We start from the raw sequence: 19,282 nt of genomic DNA, 5'->3' as shown, positions 1-19,282 counted from the left end.
GACAGGACTTGGACCGGACCGGATTTGGTCACGCCTCCGGGGAGGCCGGCATCCCGGCATGGACTGTGCCAGATGACCATCCGGGCGAGGGAGAAGGGACGCGATGGCGGATCCCGCGATGACCAAGAATAAGCGCGCGGATGCCGGGGAGGGGCGTGAGCTCGCCCGGAGCCTCACCGCTCCGGGCCTCGTCGCCATCGGCCTCGGCGCCACGATCGGCGCCGGCATCTTCGTGCTGACCGGAACGGCGGCGGCGCAGTATGCGGGTCCCGCGCTCAGCCTCTCCTTCGTGATCGGCGGCATCGCCTGCGGCTTGGTCGGCCTGTGCTACGCCGAATTGGCCGCCATGATCCCGGAGGCGGGATCCACCTACACCTACACCCGCGCCAGCCTCGGCCGCCTCCCGGCCTGGATCATCGGCTGGGACCTCGTCCTCGAATTCGCCGTGGCGGCGGCGACCGTGGCGGTCGGCTGGTCCGGCTACGCGCAATCCCTCGCGGCGGAGTTCGGCCTGCATCTGCCGCCGGCTTTGGCCAGGGCCCCCGGCGATGGCGGGCTCGTCAACCTGCCGGCCGTCGGCATCGTGCTGCTGCTCAGCGCGCTCCTGATGCGCGCGACGAAGCAGGCTTCCCTGGTCAACGGGCTGCTGGTCGCCTGCAAGGTCGCGATCATCCTGGCCTTCGTGGGCGTCGGAGCCGCCCATCTCCGGCCCGAACTCTGGCACCCCTTCGTGCCCGAGAATACCGGCGCCTTCGGCGCCTATGGCTGGAGCGGCGTGTTCCGCGGCGCCGCGGTGGTGTTCTTCGCCTTCGTGGGCTTCGAGACCGTGGCGACGGCCGCGGGCGAGTGCCGGGCGCCGCAGCGCGACGCGCCGGTCGGCCTGATCGGATCGCTCCTGATCACCACGATCCTGTACGTGGCCATGGCGGCCGTCCTCACCGGCCTCGTGCCCTATCGCGATCTGAACGTTGCCGACCCGGTGGCCACGGCGGTGGACGTGATCGGCCTGTCGGGGTTCTCGACCGTGATCAAGGTCGGCGCCCTGATCGGCCTGACGACCTCGGCGCTGACCGCCCTCTACGGACAGAGCCGGATCTTCTTCGCCATCGCCCGGGACGGACTCCTCCCGGAGATCTTCTGCCGGGTCCATCCGGTCACGCGGGTGCCCGTGGCGAGCCAGCTCGTCATCGGCGTGTTCACCGCGGGTGTCGCGGGGCTCGTGCCCATCGACGTGCTCGGCGAGATCGTCAGCATCGGCACGCTCCTGGCCTTCTGCCTCGTCTGCGCCACGGTGCTGATCCTGCGCCGCACCGCCCCGGACCGGGCGCGTCCGTTCCGCGTGCCGGCGGTGACGCTCACGGCGGGGCTCGGGATCCTGTCCTGCGTGACGCTGATGGCCGCCCTTCCGGCCGACACCTGGATCCGCCTCGCGATCTGGCTGGCGATCGGCCTCGCGATCTACGCCGGCTACGGCCGGCGGCACGCCCGGTTCAGCCGATCAGGTTGATCGTGGCCTGCGTGAGCGTTTTGATCGACGACGAGGCGTTGAGGCTGAGCTCGTAGTTCCGGATCACCCGCTGCAGGTCGGCCGATTCCACCGCGATGTTCACGTTCGGCAGGCGGACATAGCCCTGGAGGTCCGCACCGGGATTGGTCGGGTCGTAGCGGCTGCGGAAGCCGGTGGTGTCGCGGACGATCCGGCCGACCGGGTCTCCGGGGGCGTCGGCGACCACGGGGGCGAACACCGCGATCTTGCGCGCATAGGGGGCGCCGCCGGGGGTGGTCGGGACCGAATCGGCGTTGGCGAGGTTCTCGGAGATCGCGCGGATCCGCCCGCTCTGCACCTGCCGGCCGGCGGCCAGCGCGCTGGAGGCCGAGTGGAGGGCGCTGGAATCCGGCATGCGCGGGCCCTGTCGACGGCGAGGATCTGACCGAAACCTTGCCGAACAGCCTTAACCCGCGGTTAAGACGCCCGGGCGGAGAGGCTCAGCGCCTCGCGGAGATCCTGCCCATCCGTCAGACGCAGCCCGCGGCGGCGCAGGGAGGCCAGCATCGCGCGGTCCGGGAATGGGCAGTAGGGCAGCACCGGCTCGGTCCGCCCCTCGGGCAGGCTACCGGTCCGGTCGATCGTGTCGAGCAGCCCGTCCAGCATTCCGCGCCCGTGGGCATGCAGCGCCACGGCGGCCCGGGTGGCGGTGGTGCCGGCAGGCAGCGGCACGGCTTCCTGGGCGAGGATCGCCCCGGTATCGATCGCGGCCGCCAGCCGGTGCAGGGTCATGCCGAAGCTGCCGGGGCCCTCGGCGAGGGCGTGGATCGTCGGCACCGGACCGCGGTGGCGCGGCAGCAGGCCGGGATGTCCGTTGATGCCGCCGAGCCGCGCCAGCCCGATCGTCTCGGGCTTGAGGATCTGGTCGAAATGGTAGGTGAGGATCAGGTCCGGCGCCGTGTCCCGCAGGGTCCGCGCGACCTCGGGACCGTTGACGTCGTCGACCGTCACGGTCGGGATGCCCAGGCGGCGGCACAGGGTCTTGAGCGGTGTCGCCTCCGGCGCATCGCCGCTTCCGGACGCCGCCTGGGTCAGGGGCGCCAAGGGGCGCAGCAGGTCTGGCAGGCCGAAATTGACCGCCAGATACGGCAGGATCCCAGTGCCCGAGCGCGCGAGGTGTCGCCGGATCTGGCCCGTGAGGCCGCCGCTCGAGGGCCGCTCGGCATTGGAGAGGCCCACGAACGCGATGTCGGCCCGGTAATCGGCGACGAGCCGGCGCACCACGCGGGCGTTCGGCAGCGCCTCCAGGACGAACAGCGCGATCCGGGGCCGCGCCATCAGCGCCGCTTCCGGCGCTGGAATCGGAAGGCGTAGAGGCCGGCCTTGCGGACGTTCTCCGGCAGGAGCAGCACGGTGCGGGCGAGCGCCGTGAGGATGAAGGGGAAGGCGATCACGTCGCGGTTGGCCGCGATGCCCTTGGCGATGCGCACGGCGGCCGCCTCGGCACTGATCTCGAGGGGGCGCCAGCCCTTCAACTCGCCGCCCATCGGCGTCTTCACGTAGCCGGGCGTGACGACGTTGACCTTCACGCCCCGGGGCGCGACCTTCTGGCGCAGGGCGAGGCCGTGGGCGACGAGCGCCGCCTTGGCGCCGCTATAGGCCGGCGCGTCCTGAAGCGGCGCGTAGGCCGCCAGCGACGACAGCAGCACGATCTGACCGCGCCCGCGCTCCAGCATCCGCGTCAGGGCGGGCAGCATCACGTTGAGCGAGCCGGTATAGTTGATGTCCGCGGTCTCGAAGGCGACGTCCTCGGCCTCCACCTGGCCCTCTTGATTGCCGCCGTTCACCGCCGCATTGGCGATGACGAGGTCGAGGGGCGCCTCCGTGTCCGACTGCCGCACGAGCGCCACCGTGGCGGCCCGGTCGCGGGTGTCGAGGCGGGCGGTCTCGGCGGTGGCGCCGCTGGCACGGCAGTCGCGGGCGACCGCCTCCAGGCGTTCGGCGTTGCGTCCGACGAGGACGAGGCTCACGCCGGGTTGCGCGTAGTGGCGCGCCAGCGCGGCGCCGATGCCGCTCGACGCGCCGGTGATCAGAATGCGGGGCATGGGGCGGGTTACGCCGCCGCGCATGGAAAGATCAAGGTCGCGAAAGACTCACCGGCGGCGAAAGCCGCATCAAAGGCCGCCGAATGACGACGGACTGCGGCCGGCCGGTCAGTAGACCGGCGCGAGTTCGCCGTCCCGCTCGGCCGCCTCGACGACCGCCCGCGCCGCCGCCAGCATCGAATCGGGCAGGGCCGATTCCATCCGCGGAACCGAGCCGGCCACGGCCCGGTCAATCGCTTCCTTGGAAAAGAAGCCGCCATTGACCTGGGTCCGGTGCAGGACGACGCGGCGGAAATCCGCCATCAGATCCATTTCCGGCGGCGTCGGGCTCTTCCAGAAGCTGTCGAGATCGCCCTGATGGGTCAGGCCGGCCATGTTGTAGATCGCGGTGCCGACCGCGTGGGTCGGACAGCCCATCTCCAGGGACAGCATCCCCACCGTCGAATTGACGATGACCACGCCGCGGGCGCTCTTGATCAGGGCCGGGAGGTCGCCGCCGTCGATGAAGTCCAGCCGATCGCTGACGCCGTGGCGGCGGGCCGAAGCGCGGGCGAACTTGCGCCAGTTGATCAGGCCGCTGTCGAGCGGGTGCAGCTTCACCAGGAGCCGGGTCGGCGCCGAGGAGCCGTCCGCGAAAGACTTGATCACCCGGTCCATAAAGCCCTCGACGCCGAGGAACGGCGAGTGGACCCGGATCTGGTAGTCGCTGTCGAGCTGGAGCGGCAGCAGGAAGTAGTCGCAGCCGACCGCGCGGTAGATCTCGTCGCAGCGCGCCGCCTCGCGGCGGGTATGGGCGCGGCGGGCGAACTTCTTGACCCAGCCGGCATACTCGGCAGCGATATGGGTCGGCCGGTGGCTGCGGAAATGCGGGAAGAGGTAGGGGAACAGGACGTTGGCGAGGTTGTAACCGACGTCCCAGACGCTGCGGCGGGCCATGTCGCCGGTCGAGGGCATCGCCCGGCCGGGCTGCGGCAGGCGCCGCGCCAGAGCCCGGATCTCGGCGGCCGTCCGGGGGAGGGACGAGAAGCCGTTCACGCCGCCGAGTTCGCAGGTGATCCAGTTCGGCCGGATATAGCCTTCCTCGAACACATGCACCCGCAGGCCGCGATACTCGGCGATCATGCGGGCGGCCTTGTGGAACGGCCGGCAATCGCCGAACAGAACGATGTCGGTCACGGTTTCGCGGTCGAGATAGGCCTCGAGATACTCGCCCCAGGCCTCGCGGCGACCGCGGTAATTGTCGGCGTCGCCGCTCCAGAACAGCCAGTCGCCGGGGCAGAGATTGATGCGCCGGACAGTGTGTCCCCGTGCGCGCAGCGCCTTTCCGAGATCGGAGAAGAACGGCGTCGCGATGCCCTGCAGGAAGAGGAAGGTCGCGGGGCGGTCGCGAGGGACGTCGAGGGCGGGCTGTTGCATTCCGCGGCGCTTCTGTCCTTGACCCAGGGCCGGATGAACCGAACCGACGAGAGACTCTTGAGGTGGCACGGCGCCCGGCGGGCCCGCAATCCGAAGCCATGCCGCGGCATGGCATTTCCGCGCCTGCGTGGCCCGTCTGCAACGGTCGCACGCCTGCGGCTCAGCCTTCGGATTAGGCGGGCAATCGCGGCGACGATATGTCCAAATCCTTTCCAGGACGTGGCGACGGCGACGCGCGCTCAGGTTGTCCCCGCCTTGCACCACATCCCAGGCCGACGAAAATGCGCTACAGGCGGGCCCAGCACTTCACCCGACCGGAGCCGGACGCACCGACCATGCCCCCTGACCCGACCTCGTCGCTCTACGCGACCGGCCGCACGATCCGCCGCCTGCGGGCGGAAATCGAGGCCGCGACGGGCCTCGCCTTCGGGGCGGCGCGTCCGGGCGCGATCGGCGCGGTCTGGGGCGCGGGAAGCTTGGCCGCGCGGATTCTGGCGCTGACGGGCCGGCGCCGCCTCGTGGTCGCCCCCGGGCCGCTCCTGAGCCCGTACGACTCGCCGGAGACCGGCTTCGCATCCCTGCGGATCAGCCTCGACGGGGCGCCGGTCGGCGGGGAGGGGGGCGTCCGCTACCTCGACCCCTGGACCCGGCTGCCGATCGACCGCGCGGCGTGCGCCGAGCGGGTGGCATGGCTCGCCGCGCGCTTCGCCGAGAACGACCGGCGGGTGGTCTATGTCGGGATGTCCCGCTGGAAGCGGCCCGCCTTGGACGTCCTCGGCGCCGGGCCCGCCGGCCGGCCGATCCACACCATGACCACCGAGGCCGCGATCGCGGCGGGGCGGCGCCATGACGGCCGCCTCCTCGCCTGGGCGACGCGGGCCCCGGGCCAGCTCGAGGAGGCCTGCGCGCGGGCCGGCCTGCCCCTCGCCCGGGTGGAGGACGGGTTCCTGCGCTCGGTGGGCCTCGGCGCCAGCCTTCAGCCCGGCGCCTCCGTGGTGGTGGACGACCTCGGCATCTACTACGACCCGCGCCGGGAGAGCCGCCTGCAGCGCCTGCTGGCCGAGGCCGACTTCACCCCGGACCTCGTCGCCCGGGCGCGGCGCCTGCGCGAGGAGGTCGTGGCGCGCCGGCTCAGCAAGTACAATGTCGGCCTCGACGCCGCGGCCCTCGACTGGCCCGCCGGACGGCGGATCGTGCTGGTGCCGGGACAGGTGGAGGACGACGCCTCGGTGCGTCACGGTTCGCCGCTGGTCCGCTCGAACCGGGCCTTGCTGGAGGCGGCGCGGCGGCGGAATCCGGACGCGTTCCTGCTCTACAAACCGCATCCCGACGTGGAGGCCGGGTTCCGTCCCGGCATCATCCCGGAGGCGGAGGCCCTGACCCTGGCCGACCGGATCGTCGCGGGCATCAGCATCGTCGACCTCCTCGACCGAGTGCATCACGTCGAGACCATGACGTCATTGGCCGGATTCGAGGCCCTGATCCGCGGACTCAGCGTGGCGACGCACGGCCGGCCGTTCTACTCGGGCTGGGGCCTGTCGGAGGATCTCGCGCCGGGCGCCGATCGCGGCCGCCGGCTGAGCCTCGACGAGTTGGTGGCGGGCGCCATGATCCTCTATTCGCGCTACCTCGACCCCGTGGCGATGAAGCCGTGCAGCCCGGAGCAGCTCCTCGACCGCTTGAGCGCGGCCCGCGCGGCGGCGCCGCGCAACGCCCTCTCCCTCGGCCGGACGGCCCATTTGGTGATGCGCGCGCGCTACGGCCTCCTCAATCCGGTGGTCCGGGCCCTGCGCCTCCGGCGCGGCGTCGGCCGCGAGACCGGAGGCGGCCCGCGCTAGACCGGGGCCGTCGCGCGGAATCCGGTTTCACGAGACTCTGATGTGACACCAAAGCGATAGCGCGCGCTGCTAGAGTCAGACCTCAGCAGCCCGCCCCGGGGCCGGTCCCGATCATTCCGGATCAGGAACGGCTCGCAACTCCTTGCTCCCGCGCGCTGTTTCCCGCCGGACCGGATTCCGGCGGAGAGCAGGCCCGCCCCACGCCGAGTGTCCGAGTCTTGACGACGTTCCTCATCGCCACCGGTCTCGCGCTCGCCGTCTGCCTCGCCCTGGAGGTTTTGGCGGGCGACTCGCTCAGCCGGGCGAGCCTCGCGCCGCGGGATCTCGGCCTGCGGCTGCTCGGCTACCTGCTGATCCTGCTGTTCTGGTTCGCATTCTCCTGGCGCCCCTGGCTCGCCGGGCTGACCTGCGTGATCACGGTGGCGATCCTCATCGTCGTCAGCCGCGCCAAGCGCTCGGTGATCGGCGAGCCGCTGCTGTTCAGCGATTTCGCCCTGCTGCCCCAGGTGCCGCGGCATCCGCAGCTCTACTACATCCCGCCCCTGTGGGATCCGCGCATCGCGGGTCCGGTCCTGCTCACCCTGGCGGTGACCGTGTTGTGGTACCGGACCGAACCGAGCGTGCTGCCCGCCGCCACGCTGCCGCGCATCCTGGCCCTGCTCGGCCTGCCGCTCGCGCTCTGGCTGCTGGTCAAGGCCGCGCCGCGCCCGCCGCTCGCAGGGCTGATCGCCCGCTGGTTCCCCCAGCCCGACCTGGAGGCCGACGTGACCCGGGTCGGCCTGCCGGCGAGCCTTCTGGGCTACACCGCCCGGGCGATGGCGGGCGGCGAGCCCGTGCCCGAGGCGCCGGCGCTGCCGCACGGGCCGGGCGACGACGTCGTGGTGGTGATCCAGCTGGAATCCTTCGTCGATCCGGAGCGGCTGGGCGGCGCGAAGCTGCCGGTGATGGACCTGTTCCGCACCCGGGCCGCGCAGTACGGGCGCCTTCGGGTCCCGGCGCACGGTGCCTACACGATGCGCAGCGAGCACGCGGTGCTCACCGGCCGGCCCTCCGACAGCCTCGGCTTCGGCCGGTACGACCCCTACACGTCCCGGAGCGGGGACGAGCCGACGAGCCTCGCGCGGCTCGCCCGCGGACGGGGCTACGGCACACTGTTCCTGCACCCGTTCCACAGGGACTTCTTCCGCCGGGCACGGGTGATGGAGGCCTTCGGCTTCGCCGACCTCGTGATGGGCGAAGCCTTCACGGAAACGCCGCGCGTCGGCCCCTATGTCGGAGACATCGCCCTCGGCGACCGCCTCCTCGCGGAGGTCCGGGCCCGGCAGACGCCGCTGTTCCTGTTCTGCGTGACCATGGAGAACCACGGCCCCTGGAAGCCGGGGCGGCTGCCGGGCATCGACGACCCGCAGGCCCAGTATCTCCACCACGTCGCCAATACCGGACAGATGGTGGAGGACATCGTGGCGGGCCTCGACGTCATCGCCCGCGAGCGCCACCAGACCATCACGCTCTGCGTGTTTGGTGACCACGCACCGTCGCTGCCGAGTTGCAAGCCGGGCTTTGGAGGCCGGACCACCGACTACGCCCTGTTCCGCTTCGGCCAACCGCAGGGCACTCCGGCTCAGGTCGACATCGCCGCCGACGAGCTCGGGCGGGCGCTGCGGGGGATTCTCGCGAGCGCACCGGCGGACATGGCTACCGGGACATGATAAGGTTAAGCTTGCGCGCCATAAGCGTGGCCGTGCCACGCTGGTGACGCATTGCCCACGGATAGCGCGACCGTCCGCGAGGCGGCCGCCGGTTCGGCGCGGCCGTTAAAGCGATCGCAGCGTTTGGCGGTCAAACTGGATGTCCCGGCCCGGGCCAGCGATGGCGCGGGGTCGGCGAGGAGAAGTCTCTGTGATGCTGCGTAAGACGGCGCGCACCGCCCTGATGGCCGCTCTGGCGGCGGGATCTGCAGGGGGTTGCACCTACCTGCCTGCGGCGGGTCCGACGGCGGGCGCGATCCAGGCGGGGGCGGAGGTGGCCACCGCCGACGGCGGCCTGCTCGCCCGCTACGAGATCATCGACGTCACGCCCTCGGTGGTCGAGGCCCTGCGCGGCCGGCCGCTGGACAGCCTGCTCGCCTCCTTCGGCGACCACCGTCCCTCCTCGGAGCCGGTGATCGGCGTCGGCGACATGGTCTCGGTCTCGATCTGGGAAGCCGGGTCGGGCGGCCTGTTCTCCGGGCCGCTGGTGGCCGACCGCTTCTCGGCGGGCTCCAAGTCCGCCCTCATCCCCGAGCAGCCCGTCGGGCGCGACGGCGCCATCTCGGTGCCCTATGCCGGCCGCATCAAGGTCGCCGGCCGCCGCACCCAGGACGTCCAGGCGCTCATCGAGAACGAACTCGCCGGCAAGGCCATCCAGCCGCAGGTGCTGGTCTCGGTCACCCGGCCGATCAGCCAGGCGGTGACCGTCACCGGCGAGGGCGCCGCCGGCGCCCGCCTGCCGCTCTCGGGCCACGGCGACCGCATCCTCGACGTCATCGCCGCCGCCGGCGGCAACCGCGCGCCGGTCAACGAGACCTTCGTGCGGCTCTCGCGCGGCCCGGTGACCGCGACCGTGCCGCTGACCACGGTGGTGTCGAACCCCAAGGAGAACATCTACCTGCGGCCCAACGACGTGCTCACCCTGGTGCGCGACCCGCAGACCTTCATCGCGGTGGGCGCGCTGGGCAACAGCACCGAGCTGCCGTTCCAGGCCGACGGCATCACCCTGGCCCAGGCGCTGGCCAAGGCGCGCGGCCTGTCGGACTTCGCCGCCGACCCGGCCGGGACGTTCATCTTCCGGTTCGAGCCGGCCAGCGTCGTGCGGCGCCTCAGCCCCAGCTCGCGGCTGCTCGGCACGCCGCTGGTGCCGGTGGTCTACCGGATCGACATGCGCGATCCCAACAGCCTGTTCGTCTCCCAGGCGTTCCGCATGCGCAACCGCGATCTGATCTACGTGTCGAACGCGCCGTTCACCGAGGTCCAGAAGGTGCTCACCGCCTTCAGCGGCGTCACCGGACCGGTCTCCTCCGCCGCCTTGGCCTACTCCTACGCCAAGTAGGGAGCGGCCCGCATAGGGGACGATCGGGATCGCGGCGCCGCCTGTGCGCGCGATCCTGGATCCCGGCCCTTCCTTATCGCGCCTGCGGACCCCCTGGATTCAAAGCGAAACGGGGCGCGGATGTCATCCGCGCCCCGTTTCCCGTCATAACGCTCGTCGTGGATCCGGGGCCCACGGCCCCGGACGGGCTCAGACCCGCTTGGCCAGCAGCTGCTCGATCAGCGAGCCGCCCTTGTCGATGGCCGCCAGTTCCTCGGCCACCGCGTTCACGGTGTCGCGGATCTGGTCGGGGGTGTGCTCGGAGGTCAGGAAGAAACGCAGGCGCGAGGCCCGCTCCGGCACCGCCGGGTGGATGATCGGCTGGACGTTGATGCCCCGGCGGAACAGCCGGTCCGACAGGGTGACGGCTTTCAGCGAGTCACCGACGATGATCGGCACGACCGCGAGGCCCAGGCTGAAGCCGGTATCGAGGCCCAGCTTCTTGGCGGTCGCCAGGAACAGGGTGCCGTTCTGGCGCAGGCGCTCGACCCGCTCCGGCTCGGCATGCATCACCGCGAGGGCCACCTCGGCAGCGGCGGCGAGCGGCGGCGACATGCCGACGCTGTACACGAATCCGCCCGCCGTGTGCTTGAGGTACTCGATCAGGGCAATCGGCCCGCAGATGTAGCCGCCGCAGGTGGATAGGGTCTTCGACAGCGTGCCCATCCAGATGTCGACCTCCTTCGGGTCGACACCGCAATGTTCGAACAGGCCCGCGCCGGTGCGGCCGGTGACGCCGAGACCATGGGCCTCGTCGACCATCAGCCACGCGTCGTAGCGCTTCTTGAGGGCCACGAGCCCGGCGAGGTCCGGCGCATCGCCGTCCATGCTGTAGAGGCCCTCGACCACGATCAGCGCCCGGCGGTGCTCGTGGCGGGTCGACTGGAGCAGAGTCTCCAGGGCATCGAGGTCGTTATGCGCGAAGGAGCGCCGCTGCGCCCCCGAGAGTTGCGCGCCCGTGACGATGCTGTTGTGGGAGAGGGCGTCGTGGAAGATGACGTCGCCGGATTCCAGCAGGGCGCCGATCGTCGTGACGTTGGTGGCGTGCCCACTCACCATCACGACGCAGCCCTCGGACTGATAGTGCTTGGCCAAAGCCTGTTCGAGGCTGATATGGCCCGGCCGCTCCCCCGCCACGACACGGCTCGCCGACGAGGAGGTGCCGTAGGCATCGATCGCCTCGCGGGCGGCGTTGCTCACCCGCGGATGGCCGTTCAGGCCGAGATAGTCATACGACGAGAAGTTGGTGAAGGCCTTCTGGTCGATCCGGGTGGTTGCTCCGGCCTTGGCGTCGTGGACGCGGAAGAACGGGTTGCCCAGGCCGATCAGCTCCGCCGCCTGACGCTGAAGCTTCAGCTCCCGGTAGCCCGGCAGGTTCTCGAAGTTCTGCGCCGCCGACTTCCCGGCCGGCGAGGCCGCTTTGACGGGGGCCGGGCGCGGCGTGGCGCGCCCGAGCCGGTTGGTCACGAAGCCGGCGAGCGCCGCCCGCCCGCCGTCCGGCCGTGCCGTGTCGGTCATGAGTTGGTCTCTTTGATCCCGCTGGACGTCTGCTCGATGAGTTCCTTGAGAGGCGCGATCATCTGCGCATCGACCTCACCGCCGACATGCTTCGCCACGAGGCTCATCGCGACGCCGGCGGTCTCATCCATGGGCGCGGAAACCGCCTGAATTAAGGACTCCGACAGTTCGGTGACGGTCATGCCCGAGGACAGGCCCGCGGGCGGCGCGTCGAGGGCGAAGCGCTCCTGCAGGCTGGCGCCGAGTTCGACGCCCATCAGCGAGTCGAGGCCGATCTCCGAGAGCTGGCGGACGCGGCTGATGTCGTCCTTCGGCAGGCGCAGGATCCGGGCGATGTCCTCGACGATCGCATCCGACACGGTCTTGCGGACCGCGTCGAGGTCGCCCCCCTTGAGGAGCGCCCCGATGTTGATCGCCTGGACGCCGCCGGCCTCGACCTGCTGGTCCGACCCGAGTTCCGCGTAGCTCGGCGAGCGCATGGTGGCGAGCCGCTCGCGCGCCTTGCCCCAATGCATCGCCGCGATGGCGATCACCGCCTCGTCGGGGGACGTCCCCTGGCATTCCAGCGCCTCGGCCATCAGGTCGAGGCAGCGGCGGGCCTCCATCGGCGTGACGCCGACGCGACCGGCCAGACCTTCCATGACCGCCCTGTTGCGGGCGAGCATGCCGACATCACCGATGGCCCCCCAGGCCACCGCCAGGGCGGGCAGACCGCGGCGGCGGCGCTGGCGCGCCAAGCCCTCCATGAAGCCGTTGGCGGCCACGTAGGAGCCCTGACCGGGATTGCCGATGAAGGTCGTCGCCGAGGAGAACAGGACGAAGTAGTCGAGGCTCCGGTCGCGGGTCGCGGCGTCCAGGTGCTGGGCGCCGATCACCTTCGGGCCGATCACCGCGTCGAGCGCAGCCGCGTCGATGTTGGAGATCAGGCCGTCCTGGAGCACCGCCGCGGCGTGGAGCACGCCCGCGAGCTTCTTGCCCTTCTGCTCGATCTCGGCGAGCAGACGGTCCACCGAGGCGCGGCTGGTGATGTCGACGGCCTTCGCCTCGACGGTCACACCCTGGGCCGACAGCTCGGCGACGATCGCCTTGGCCTCATCGGTGGCCGCCCCCTTGCGGCCGGCCAGCACGAGGTGCTTGGCACCCCGGTCGATCAGCCACCGCGCCGCCTCGAGGCCGAAGCCGCCGAGGCCACCGGTCAGCAGGTGGACGCCCGTCTCCGAGACCGTGAACGGCTTCGCCGTATCCTTCATGATCGTGCCGGCCTTGGGCGGGCTGATCACGATCTTCCCGATGTGACCCGACTGCTGCATCAGCCGGAACGCGTCCGAGGTCTCGGCCGCCGTGAAGGGCTGGTAGGGCAGGGGCTTCAGGCCGCCGTCGTTGAACAGCGCCATCACCTCGCGGAACATCCGCGCGCCGTCATCGCCCTGGTGCTGGATCACCTGATCGAGGTCGACGCCGAAGTAGCTGAGGTTCCGCCGGAACGGGCGCAGGCCGATATGGGTGTTGGCGACGTAGTCGCGCTTGCCCAGCTCGACGAAGCGGCCGAAGGGCCGCAGCGCGTTGAGCGAACGCTCCATCGCCTCGCCGAACAGGCTGTTCAGCACGATGTCGACGCCGTCGCCGGTGATCGCCCGGACCTCGTCCACGAAGGCGAGCGAGCGGGAATCGAGCACATGCTCGGCGCCCAGCGCCTTCACGAGGGCCCGCTTCTCGCGGGAGCCGGCGGTGGCGATGACCCGCGCACCCTTCAGCTTGGCGATCTGCAGGGCCGCGAGGCCGACGCCACCCGCGCCGCCATGGACCAGCACCCACTCGCCGCGCCGCATCCGGGCGCAGGAAACGAGGCCGTAATAGGCGGTGAGGAAGGCCACCGGCACGGTGGCGGCCGCCATCGGGTCGAGGCCCTGCGGCATCGGCGCGACGACGAGGTCGGGCACCACGATATGCGTGGCGAAGCCCGACTGGGCGAAGGCGACGACCGGATCGCCGACCTTGAAGCCCTTCACGCCCGGGCCGACGGCCGTGACGCGGCCGGCGCATTCGAGGCCGAGGCGCGGGCCGGCGAAGCCGTCCTCCAAGATTTCCTCGGGGAGCATCGAGAGCGCCCAGAGAACGTCGCGGAAGTTGAGGCCGGTGGCCTCGACCGCGATCTCCATCTCGCCCTTGCCGGGGGCGCGGCGCTCGGCCGGACCCCAGACCATCTCGCTGAGGCCGCCGGTGTTGCTGCGCTCGAGCCGCGCGGCCTCGGCCGGGACGGTATCGGCCGGATCCCGGTGCTGCGGCCGGCCGGCGTGGAAGCGCACGACCTGGGTCCGCTCGTCGTCCAGCACGATCTCGGTCTCCGGCGTGCCGGAGAGGATCAGGTCGCGCAGGCGCTCCGAGGCGCGCTTCGACGACATCTCGGGGGAGAGGTCGATGCGGCGGACGTCGAGGTTCGGGGCCTCGTTGGCGAGGGTGCGGGAGAAGGCCCACACGCCGGCCTCGATGTTGGTGGTCTGGCCGCCGCGGTCGCGGGTGGCCCCCGGCGCCACGACCCACAGCCGGGTCTGGCGGGCGCCGAGATGCTCCGTGCAGCGCTTCAGGCTGAGGCAGCGGTCGCGCAGCCGCTCGGCCGCCTCGCCGCCTCGGGTGAAGGCGCCGGCCAGGAACACCACCGTGTCGGGGGTCTCCTTCTCCAGCTCCATCAGGGAGGTCTCGGAGTCGAGGATGATCGAGACATGCACGCCGCCCGCGACCAGCAGGGTCGCCAGGGACGAGGCGGTCTCGGCCGCGAACTCGTCGTCGGAGCCGATGATGAACGCGAAGCTCTGTGCCGGGGCCGGGCCCGGACGCACCGGCGCCTCGGCCGTCAGCAGGAGGTCGTCGCCGTTGGCGGAGGCCGCCCGCTCGACCTCGACCTTGACGAGGCCGTGGGCGCTCAGCGTGCGCTGCCAGCCCTCGATGTCCTCGAGCCGGCCCACGGGCATGCCGCCCACGGCCTCCTCGAACCAGCCGGTCGTGAGACCGAACACGAGGTCACGGAACAGGGACGCTCCCGGCTCGACCGCCACCAGCAGGCCGCCGGTGGCGAGCGCTCCGGCGAGCTGGCCCGGAAGGGACCGGTCGCCCCGGTGGAGGCTGCCGGCTGCCAGGATCAGGTCGAAGCTGCCGGGAGCGAGCTCCTCGGCGGTCTCGACCACGGCGGCGGCGCGTCCCAGGGACAGGCGGGCGCGCTCGGCGAGCCGGCGATCGGTCTCGAAGACGGTGAGCCGGGCCTCGGCGGCGGCCGCGAAGGTCGCGGTTTGCGCCGAGAGCGGGCCGAAGCCGACCTGGAGGACCCGCAGCGCCCGCTCCTTCGGGAGTTGGGCTCGGCTCCGCTCGATCAGGCTGGCGACCACGTCGGCGCCGTGGCGCGCGGTGGCCGAGCGCAGCACGAAGGCGTCGATCGCCCCCTGCGGCAGGGCGGGCGCGTCACTCAGCTTCCCGGCGAGCAGCCGGTCGACCAGGGCGCCGACATCGGCGATCAGCACCAGTTCGGCCGAGAGATCCGGATGGTCACCGGCGATCCAGCGCATGATCTCGTCGGGCGCCGGCAACGCGGAGCCGTCGCCCAGCGTCCAGTTCTGGCCCGCACGCTCGGCGAGGCCGCTGCTTTCCAGGGCGTAGAGGGCGTTCAGCAGCCAGGGGCGCAAGGCCTCGGGCACGCGGCTGTCGGTGACAGAGACGGTCGCACCCTGAGCCAGACCGGAGGCGAGGCGGTAGGCGAGCGAGGTCGCCCAGCCTTCCAGCAGGAGGTGCCCCGGAGACAGGGCGGCGTCGGCCGGCCCCTTCGCCTCGGCGGCCAGCGGGCGCAGCCGCGCGGCCACGCTCGGACGGCGTTCCATGGGGATCGCGGTCGGCTCGGTGGCGAGTTCCGGCACCTGCGAGATCGCGAAGGCCGCGAGGTCACCGCCGCTCTTGGCCCGCAGGGCCTGGAATCGGCCCTCGCGGATCGTGGCGACCACCGCCCCCTCGGCATCGAGGAGGGTGAAATCCGCCAGGATCGAACGCTCGTTGCAGCGGCGTGTCCGGATGATCGAACGGGCGATCACCGCGCCGGGGCGCAGCAGGCGCACCTCTCCGAAGCGGACCGGGATGTAGGCCTTGCCGCCATTCTCGCCGAGAAGATCGGCGAAGAGCAGGATCAACCCGTGAAAACAGGCATCGAGCCGGTTCGGCACCAGGGCGTAGCGGCTGTCGGGCTCGGCCGGCAGCAGGTCGGACACGATGGTGGCGTCGTCCAGCCGGGCGCTCATCGCCACCTGCTGGAAGCTCGGGCCGAAGGCCAGACCCGAGGCGAGGGCCTTGGCGTAGAGCGCGTCGCCGGTGAGCACGTGCTCGCCGGCGGTCTCGAAGCTGAAGCCGTTCAGGTCGGGGGCCTTCGGCGACGAGAAGGTGCCCTCGACGATCTTCGCCTGGGCGTGGAGCTGCCAGGGCGTCTGCGTCAGGCGCGGACGGCTCAGCACCTGGATGCCGTTGCCGGAGCCCGAGAGGCGCACCGCGACCTCGCGCAGGGCCTCCTCGGCGAACACCATCGGCGCCACGATCTCGAAATCAGCCAGCACGACCTCGTCGTCGCGCAGGGCCTCGCGAACGCAGGCCAGCGCCATCTCGACGAAGCCGGCGCCGGGCATGATCACCTGGCCGTCGACCTTGTGGTCCTCCAGCTCCGGCACGGTGACCGGATCGACGAAGCCGTTCCATTCCAGTCCGTCGAAGGTCGTGCGCGACCCGATCAGCGGATGGTAGGGGCGGGGGCTCATCGCGCCGACGCCTTCGGTGGTGTCGGCGAGACGGAACGGCCGGCGCTGCCACGGATAGGTCGGCAGGCGGACATCGCCCTTGGGCGCGTCGCCGAACAGCAGTGTCTCGTCGACCTGCGCGCCCTGGACCAGCGCGGCGCTGACCGCCTTGGCGATCGGATCGCCACCGGAGGCCTTGCGGTGCATCACGCCGACCGTGGCGGTCTCGATGCCCAGCGGCTCGACCGCGTCGCCGACATGGGACATGAGGGTCGCGCGCGGGCCGACTTCGACGAAGACACGGGCGCCGCGGCGGGTCGCGTCCTGCACGGCTTCACAGAAGCGCACCGGCTCGCGGATGTTGCGCCACCAGTAGCCGGCGCCGAAATGGCTGCCGTCCAGCACGCTGCCGGTGACGGTGGAGACCATCGCGGTGGTGCCGGCCTTGGCCTTCAGCCCGGCGAGATCGCGCAGGAGCGGCTTCTCGGTCGGGTCCATCAGCCGGCCATGGAAGGCGTAGGCGAGGTCGAGCTTGCGGCCGCGGCGGCGCTTGCGCGACAGCGCCTTGAGGGCGGCGTCGATATCGGCCACCGGCCCGGCGACCGTGACGGCCTTCGGGCTGTTGTAGGCGGCGATGTCGAGGGACGGGTAGTCCTTGAGGAAAGCCTCGACCTCCTCGGACGGCATCAGCAGCACCGCCATGGTGCCCTGGCCGTGCGTCGTCTCCTGATGGTGGCTGCGGTAGTAGATGACCCGGACCGCGTCCTCCAGGCTCAGGATGCCGGCGGCCTCGGCGGCCGCGATCTCGCCCACGCTGTGGCCGAGGACATAGGACGGGATCAGACCCTTGGCCTTGAGGGCGGCCGTGGAGGCGCTCTCGATGGCGAAGATCAGCGGCTGCGAGACGCTGGTGAGCACGAGGCGCTCGTCTAGGTCGTCGGCGTAGAGGGCGTCCTTGAGCGACCAGTCGGAGTAGCCCTGGAACAGGGTGTCGATCCGGTCGAAGGCGGCGCGGAAGGCGGGGTTCTCCTCGTAGGCCTCGCGGCCCATGCCGGCCCACTGGCTGCCGTTGCCCGAATAGACGAAGGCCACCTCGGCGACGCGGTCGACGGCGGTGCCGGTGAAGGCGTCCTGCGTGTCCTCGCCCTCGCCGACGGCGCGCAGGGCGGCAACCACGTCGGCCTTGCCGTCGAGGGCGATGGCGAGGCGAGCCGACATGCGCTCGCGGCGGTGGGCGACGGCGGCCGCGATGGTCGGAACCTGGGCGGGCTCGGCCTCCAGGCGCTCGGCGTAATCGAGGGCCAACTCGTTCAGTGCGGCCCGGCTCTGGGCCGAGAGCAGCAGCACCTGGGCTTCCGGCGCCGGGGCCGACTCGGCGGCCCTGGACCAGGCCGGGGCGTCGGTGATGACGACATGGGCGTTGGTGCCGCCGAACCCGAAGGAGTTCACGCCCGCGAAACGCTCGCGCGCGCCGCGGGTGATCGGCAGGGCCTTCCGCACCACGTGCAGGTTGAGGTCGTCGAAGGGGATCTCGGGATTCAGTTCAGCCGCATGCAGCGACGGCGGCACGAGGTCGTGCTCCAGCGCCAGCGTCGCCTTCATCAGGCCGGCAAGGCCCGAGACAGGCTCGGTGTGGCCGATATTGGTCTTGATCGAGCCGATCGGCAGCGGCGCCTGCCGGCCGCGGCCGAGCTTCGAGCCGATGGCCGAAGCCTCGATCGGATCGCCCACCGGCGTGCCGGTGCCGTGCGCCTCCATGAAGGCGAGGTCGTCGAGACCGATCTCGGCCTCGCGGTAGACCTTCTCCAAGAGGGCGCCCTGGGCGTAGCCCGAGGGCAGCGAGATGCCGGTGGTGCGCCCGTCGGAATTGATGCCCGAGGCCGCCACCACGGCGCGGACCGTGGCGCCGTTGCGCCGCGCGGCCTCGGCCGATTGCAGCACGAACACCACGCCGCCCTCCGAGCGCACGTAGCCGTCCGCGTTCTTCGAGAACGCCTGGCACAGGCCGGTGCGCGAGAGCATCTGCGCGGTGGAGAAGCAGATGAAGTTGAACGGGCTCGCCAGCACGTTGACGCCCGCAACGACGGCGGTGTCGACGCGGCCCGACCGGATCGCCTGGACGGCGTTGTCGAAGGCGACGAGGGAGGACGAGCATGCCGTGTCGACCGTGAAGCTCGGGCCCTTCAGGTCGAAGATGTAGGAGATGCGGTTCGAGATGATCGAGAGCGTGTTGCCGGTGGCCGCATAGGCGTCGCCCGACGGCGCGTCGAGGATGCGCAGGTTGCCGTAATCGAGCGACGAGGCGCCGACGAACACGCCGATATTGCTGCCGGCCACGCTGGACGGGCGCAGGCCCGCATCCTCAAGAGCCTCCCAGGTCAGTTCCAGCAGCATCCGCTGCTGCGGATCCATCTGCTCCGCCTCGCGGGGCGAGATGCCGAACACCGCAGGGTCGAACGACCACACGTCGTCGATGACACCGGCGGCCCAGGTGTAGCTCTTGCCGCGCTCATGGGCGCGGGGATGCGCGAACCGCTCCAGGGAGAACCGGTCGGCCGGCACCTTGCTGACGGCGCAGCGCCCCTCGGACAGGAGTGACCACAGCCCGTCGACGCTGGGGGCCCCGGGCAGTCGGCATGCGCGTCCGACGATCGCAATGTCTGTACGTTGTGTCACGTTCGGTTCGCACACGCTCGTTATCGGAAGTCGGCTCGGCTCTCGACGAGTGAGTACCCTCTCACCCCTTACTGTGGCACCATTGCGGTGTCCAACCAGCCCCAACGCGAGGTCATCCCTCTGCGGCGAAATTGCCAGAGGCTGTGACATGTATTCATCAGCGGCTTATCCAATCCCTGCGCCCAAAACGCCAAGATTGAACCGCTGGACCGCCTGTCGAGACGCGAACTCGACCACGAGAAAGCCACAGTTGCCCCTCGGGGGCGGCAGCCCGTCTAGCGGCATCGGGCCCGATTCCGGAAGAAATCTTCGCGCGCCGGCGCAGATCCCGCACAGGAATTCAGGCCCGTCGGT

At 71.2% G+C, this 19,282-nt stretch carries 10 protein-coding genes; 4 read left to right on the top strand and 6 right to left on the bottom strand.

The features are described from left to right. Window positions 1-118: 118 nt before the first annotated feature. Window positions 119-1,507 carry an amino acid permease gene (locus tag GGQ91_RS09510; protein WP_403091098.1) on the top strand — a complete coding sequence of 463 codons (1,389 nt, stop codon included), beginning with the start codon at window positions 119-121 and terminating at the stop codon, window positions 1,505-1,507. Here GGQ91_RS09510 and GGQ91_RS09505 read toward each other — a convergent pair. The 4 genes from GGQ91_RS09505 to GGQ91_RS09490 form a co-directional block, all read right to left on the bottom strand. Beyond that, window positions 1,491-1,901 (bottom strand): flagellar basal body rod protein FlgC, encoded by a 411-nt coding sequence (locus GGQ91_RS09505; RefSeq protein WP_043348870.1) that lies wholly within the window; start codon window positions 1,899-1,901, stop codon window positions 1,491-1,493. The genes GGQ91_RS09510 and GGQ91_RS09505 overlap by 17 nt on opposite strands. Window positions 1,902-1,963: 62 nt before the next feature. Beyond that, window positions 1,964-2,824, bottom strand: coding sequence for a formyltransferase family protein (locus tag GGQ91_RS09500; RefSeq protein ID WP_182591867.1), 861 nt, complete (start codon window positions 2,822-2,824; stop codon window positions 1,964-1,966). After that, window positions 2,824-3,591, bottom strand: coding sequence for an SDR family NAD(P)-dependent oxidoreductase (locus tag GGQ91_RS09495; RefSeq protein ID WP_043348866.1), 768 nt, complete (start codon window positions 3,589-3,591; stop codon window positions 2,824-2,826). The genes GGQ91_RS09500 and GGQ91_RS09495 overlap by 1 nt, the downstream gene beginning before the upstream one ends. 108 nt (window positions 3,592-3,699) lie before the next feature. Next, on the bottom strand, window positions 3,700-5,007 hold the full coding sequence (locus tag GGQ91_RS09490; RefSeq protein WP_043348864.1) for a capsule biosynthesis protein: 1,308 nt from the start codon (window positions 5,005-5,007) through the stop codon (window positions 3,700-3,702). A gap of 335 nt (window positions 5,008-5,342) precedes the next feature. Here GGQ91_RS09490 and GGQ91_RS09485 point away from each other — a divergent pair, with 335 nt between their 5' ends. The 3 genes from GGQ91_RS09485 to GGQ91_RS09475 all read left to right on the top strand — a co-directional run bounded on the left by GGQ91_RS09485 (window position 5,343) and on the right by GGQ91_RS09475 (window position 9,932). Next, a complete protein-coding gene (locus GGQ91_RS09485) occupies window positions 5,343-6,845 on the top strand; it encodes a capsular polysaccharide export protein, LipB/KpsS family (protein WP_182591866.1) in 1,503 nt (500 codons plus the stop codon). Window positions 6,846-7,063: 218 nt separating this feature from the next. Further along, a complete protein-coding gene (locus GGQ91_RS09480) occupies window positions 7,064-8,554 on the top strand; it encodes an LTA synthase family protein (RefSeq protein ID WP_182591865.1) in 1,491 nt (496 codons plus the stop codon). A 193-nt stretch (window positions 8,555-8,747) separates the two neighbouring features. Further along, the gene (locus GGQ91_RS09475; RefSeq protein WP_182591864.1) at window positions 8,748-9,932 is read left to right on the top strand and encodes a polysaccharide biosynthesis/export family protein; all 1,185 of its coding nucleotides are present in this window, start codon (window positions 8,748-8,750) and stop codon (window positions 9,930-9,932) included. A gap of 189 nt (window positions 9,933-10,121) precedes the next feature. Here GGQ91_RS09475 and GGQ91_RS09470 read toward each other — a convergent pair whose 3' ends face one another. Further along, entirely contained in the window at window positions 10,122-11,489 is a 1,368-nt protein-coding gene (locus tag GGQ91_RS09470; RefSeq protein ID WP_043351049.1) for an aminotransferase class I/II-fold pyridoxal phosphate-dependent enzyme, read from the bottom strand. Then, on the bottom strand, window positions 11,486-18,928 hold the full coding sequence (locus GGQ91_RS09465) for a type I polyketide synthase (RefSeq protein ID WP_182591863.1): 7,443 nt from the start codon (window positions 18,926-18,928) through the stop codon (window positions 11,486-11,488). Before GGQ91_RS09465 ends, GGQ91_RS09470 begins: the two co-directional genes overlap by 4 nt. Between the last annotated feature and the right edge of the window lie 354 nt (window positions 18,929-19,282).

It is taken from the genome of Methylobacterium fujisawaense (genome assembly GCF_014138435.1).
In the GTDB taxonomy this organism is placed as follows: Bacteria; Pseudomonadota; Alphaproteobacteria; order Rhizobiales; family Beijerinckiaceae; genus Methylobacterium; species Methylobacterium fujisawaense.
The sequence above is the reverse complement of the archived record's forward strand: the minus strand, read 5'-3'. Positions and strand labels throughout refer to the sequence as shown.

Excerpts from the sequence above, each read along its gene's own strand:
- GGQ91_RS09470 (WP_043351049.1), bottom strand. The coding sequence starts at position 11,489 with ATGACCGACACGGCACGGCCGGACGGCGGGCGGGCGGCGCTCGCCGGC.
- GGQ91_RS09495 (WP_043348866.1), bottom strand. The coding sequence starts at position 3,591 with ATGCCCCGCATTCTGATCACCGGCGCGTCGAGCGGCATCGGCGCCGCG.
- GGQ91_RS09505 (WP_043348870.1), bottom strand. The coding sequence starts at position 1,901 with ATGCCGGATTCCAGCGCCCTCCACTCGGCCTCCAGCGCGCTGGCCGCC.
- GGQ91_RS09510 (WP_403091098.1), top strand. The coding sequence starts at position 119 with ATGACCAAGAATAAGCGCGCGGATGCCGGGGAGGGGCGTGAGCTCGCC.
- GGQ91_RS09485 (WP_182591866.1), top strand. The coding sequence starts at position 5,343 with ATGCCCCCTGACCCGACCTCGTCGCTCTACGCGACCGGCCGCACGATC.
- GGQ91_RS09475 (WP_182591864.1), top strand. The coding sequence starts at position 8,748 with ATGCTGCGTAAGACGGCGCGCACCGCCCTGATGGCCGCTCTGGCGGCG.
- GGQ91_RS09500 (WP_182591867.1), bottom strand. The coding sequence starts at position 2,824 with ATGGCGCGGCCCCGGATCGCGCTGTTCGTCCTGGAGGCGCTGCCGAAC.
- GGQ91_RS09490 (WP_043348864.1), bottom strand. The coding sequence starts at position 5,007 with ATGCAACAGCCCGCCCTCGACGTCCCTCGCGACCGCCCCGCGACCTTC.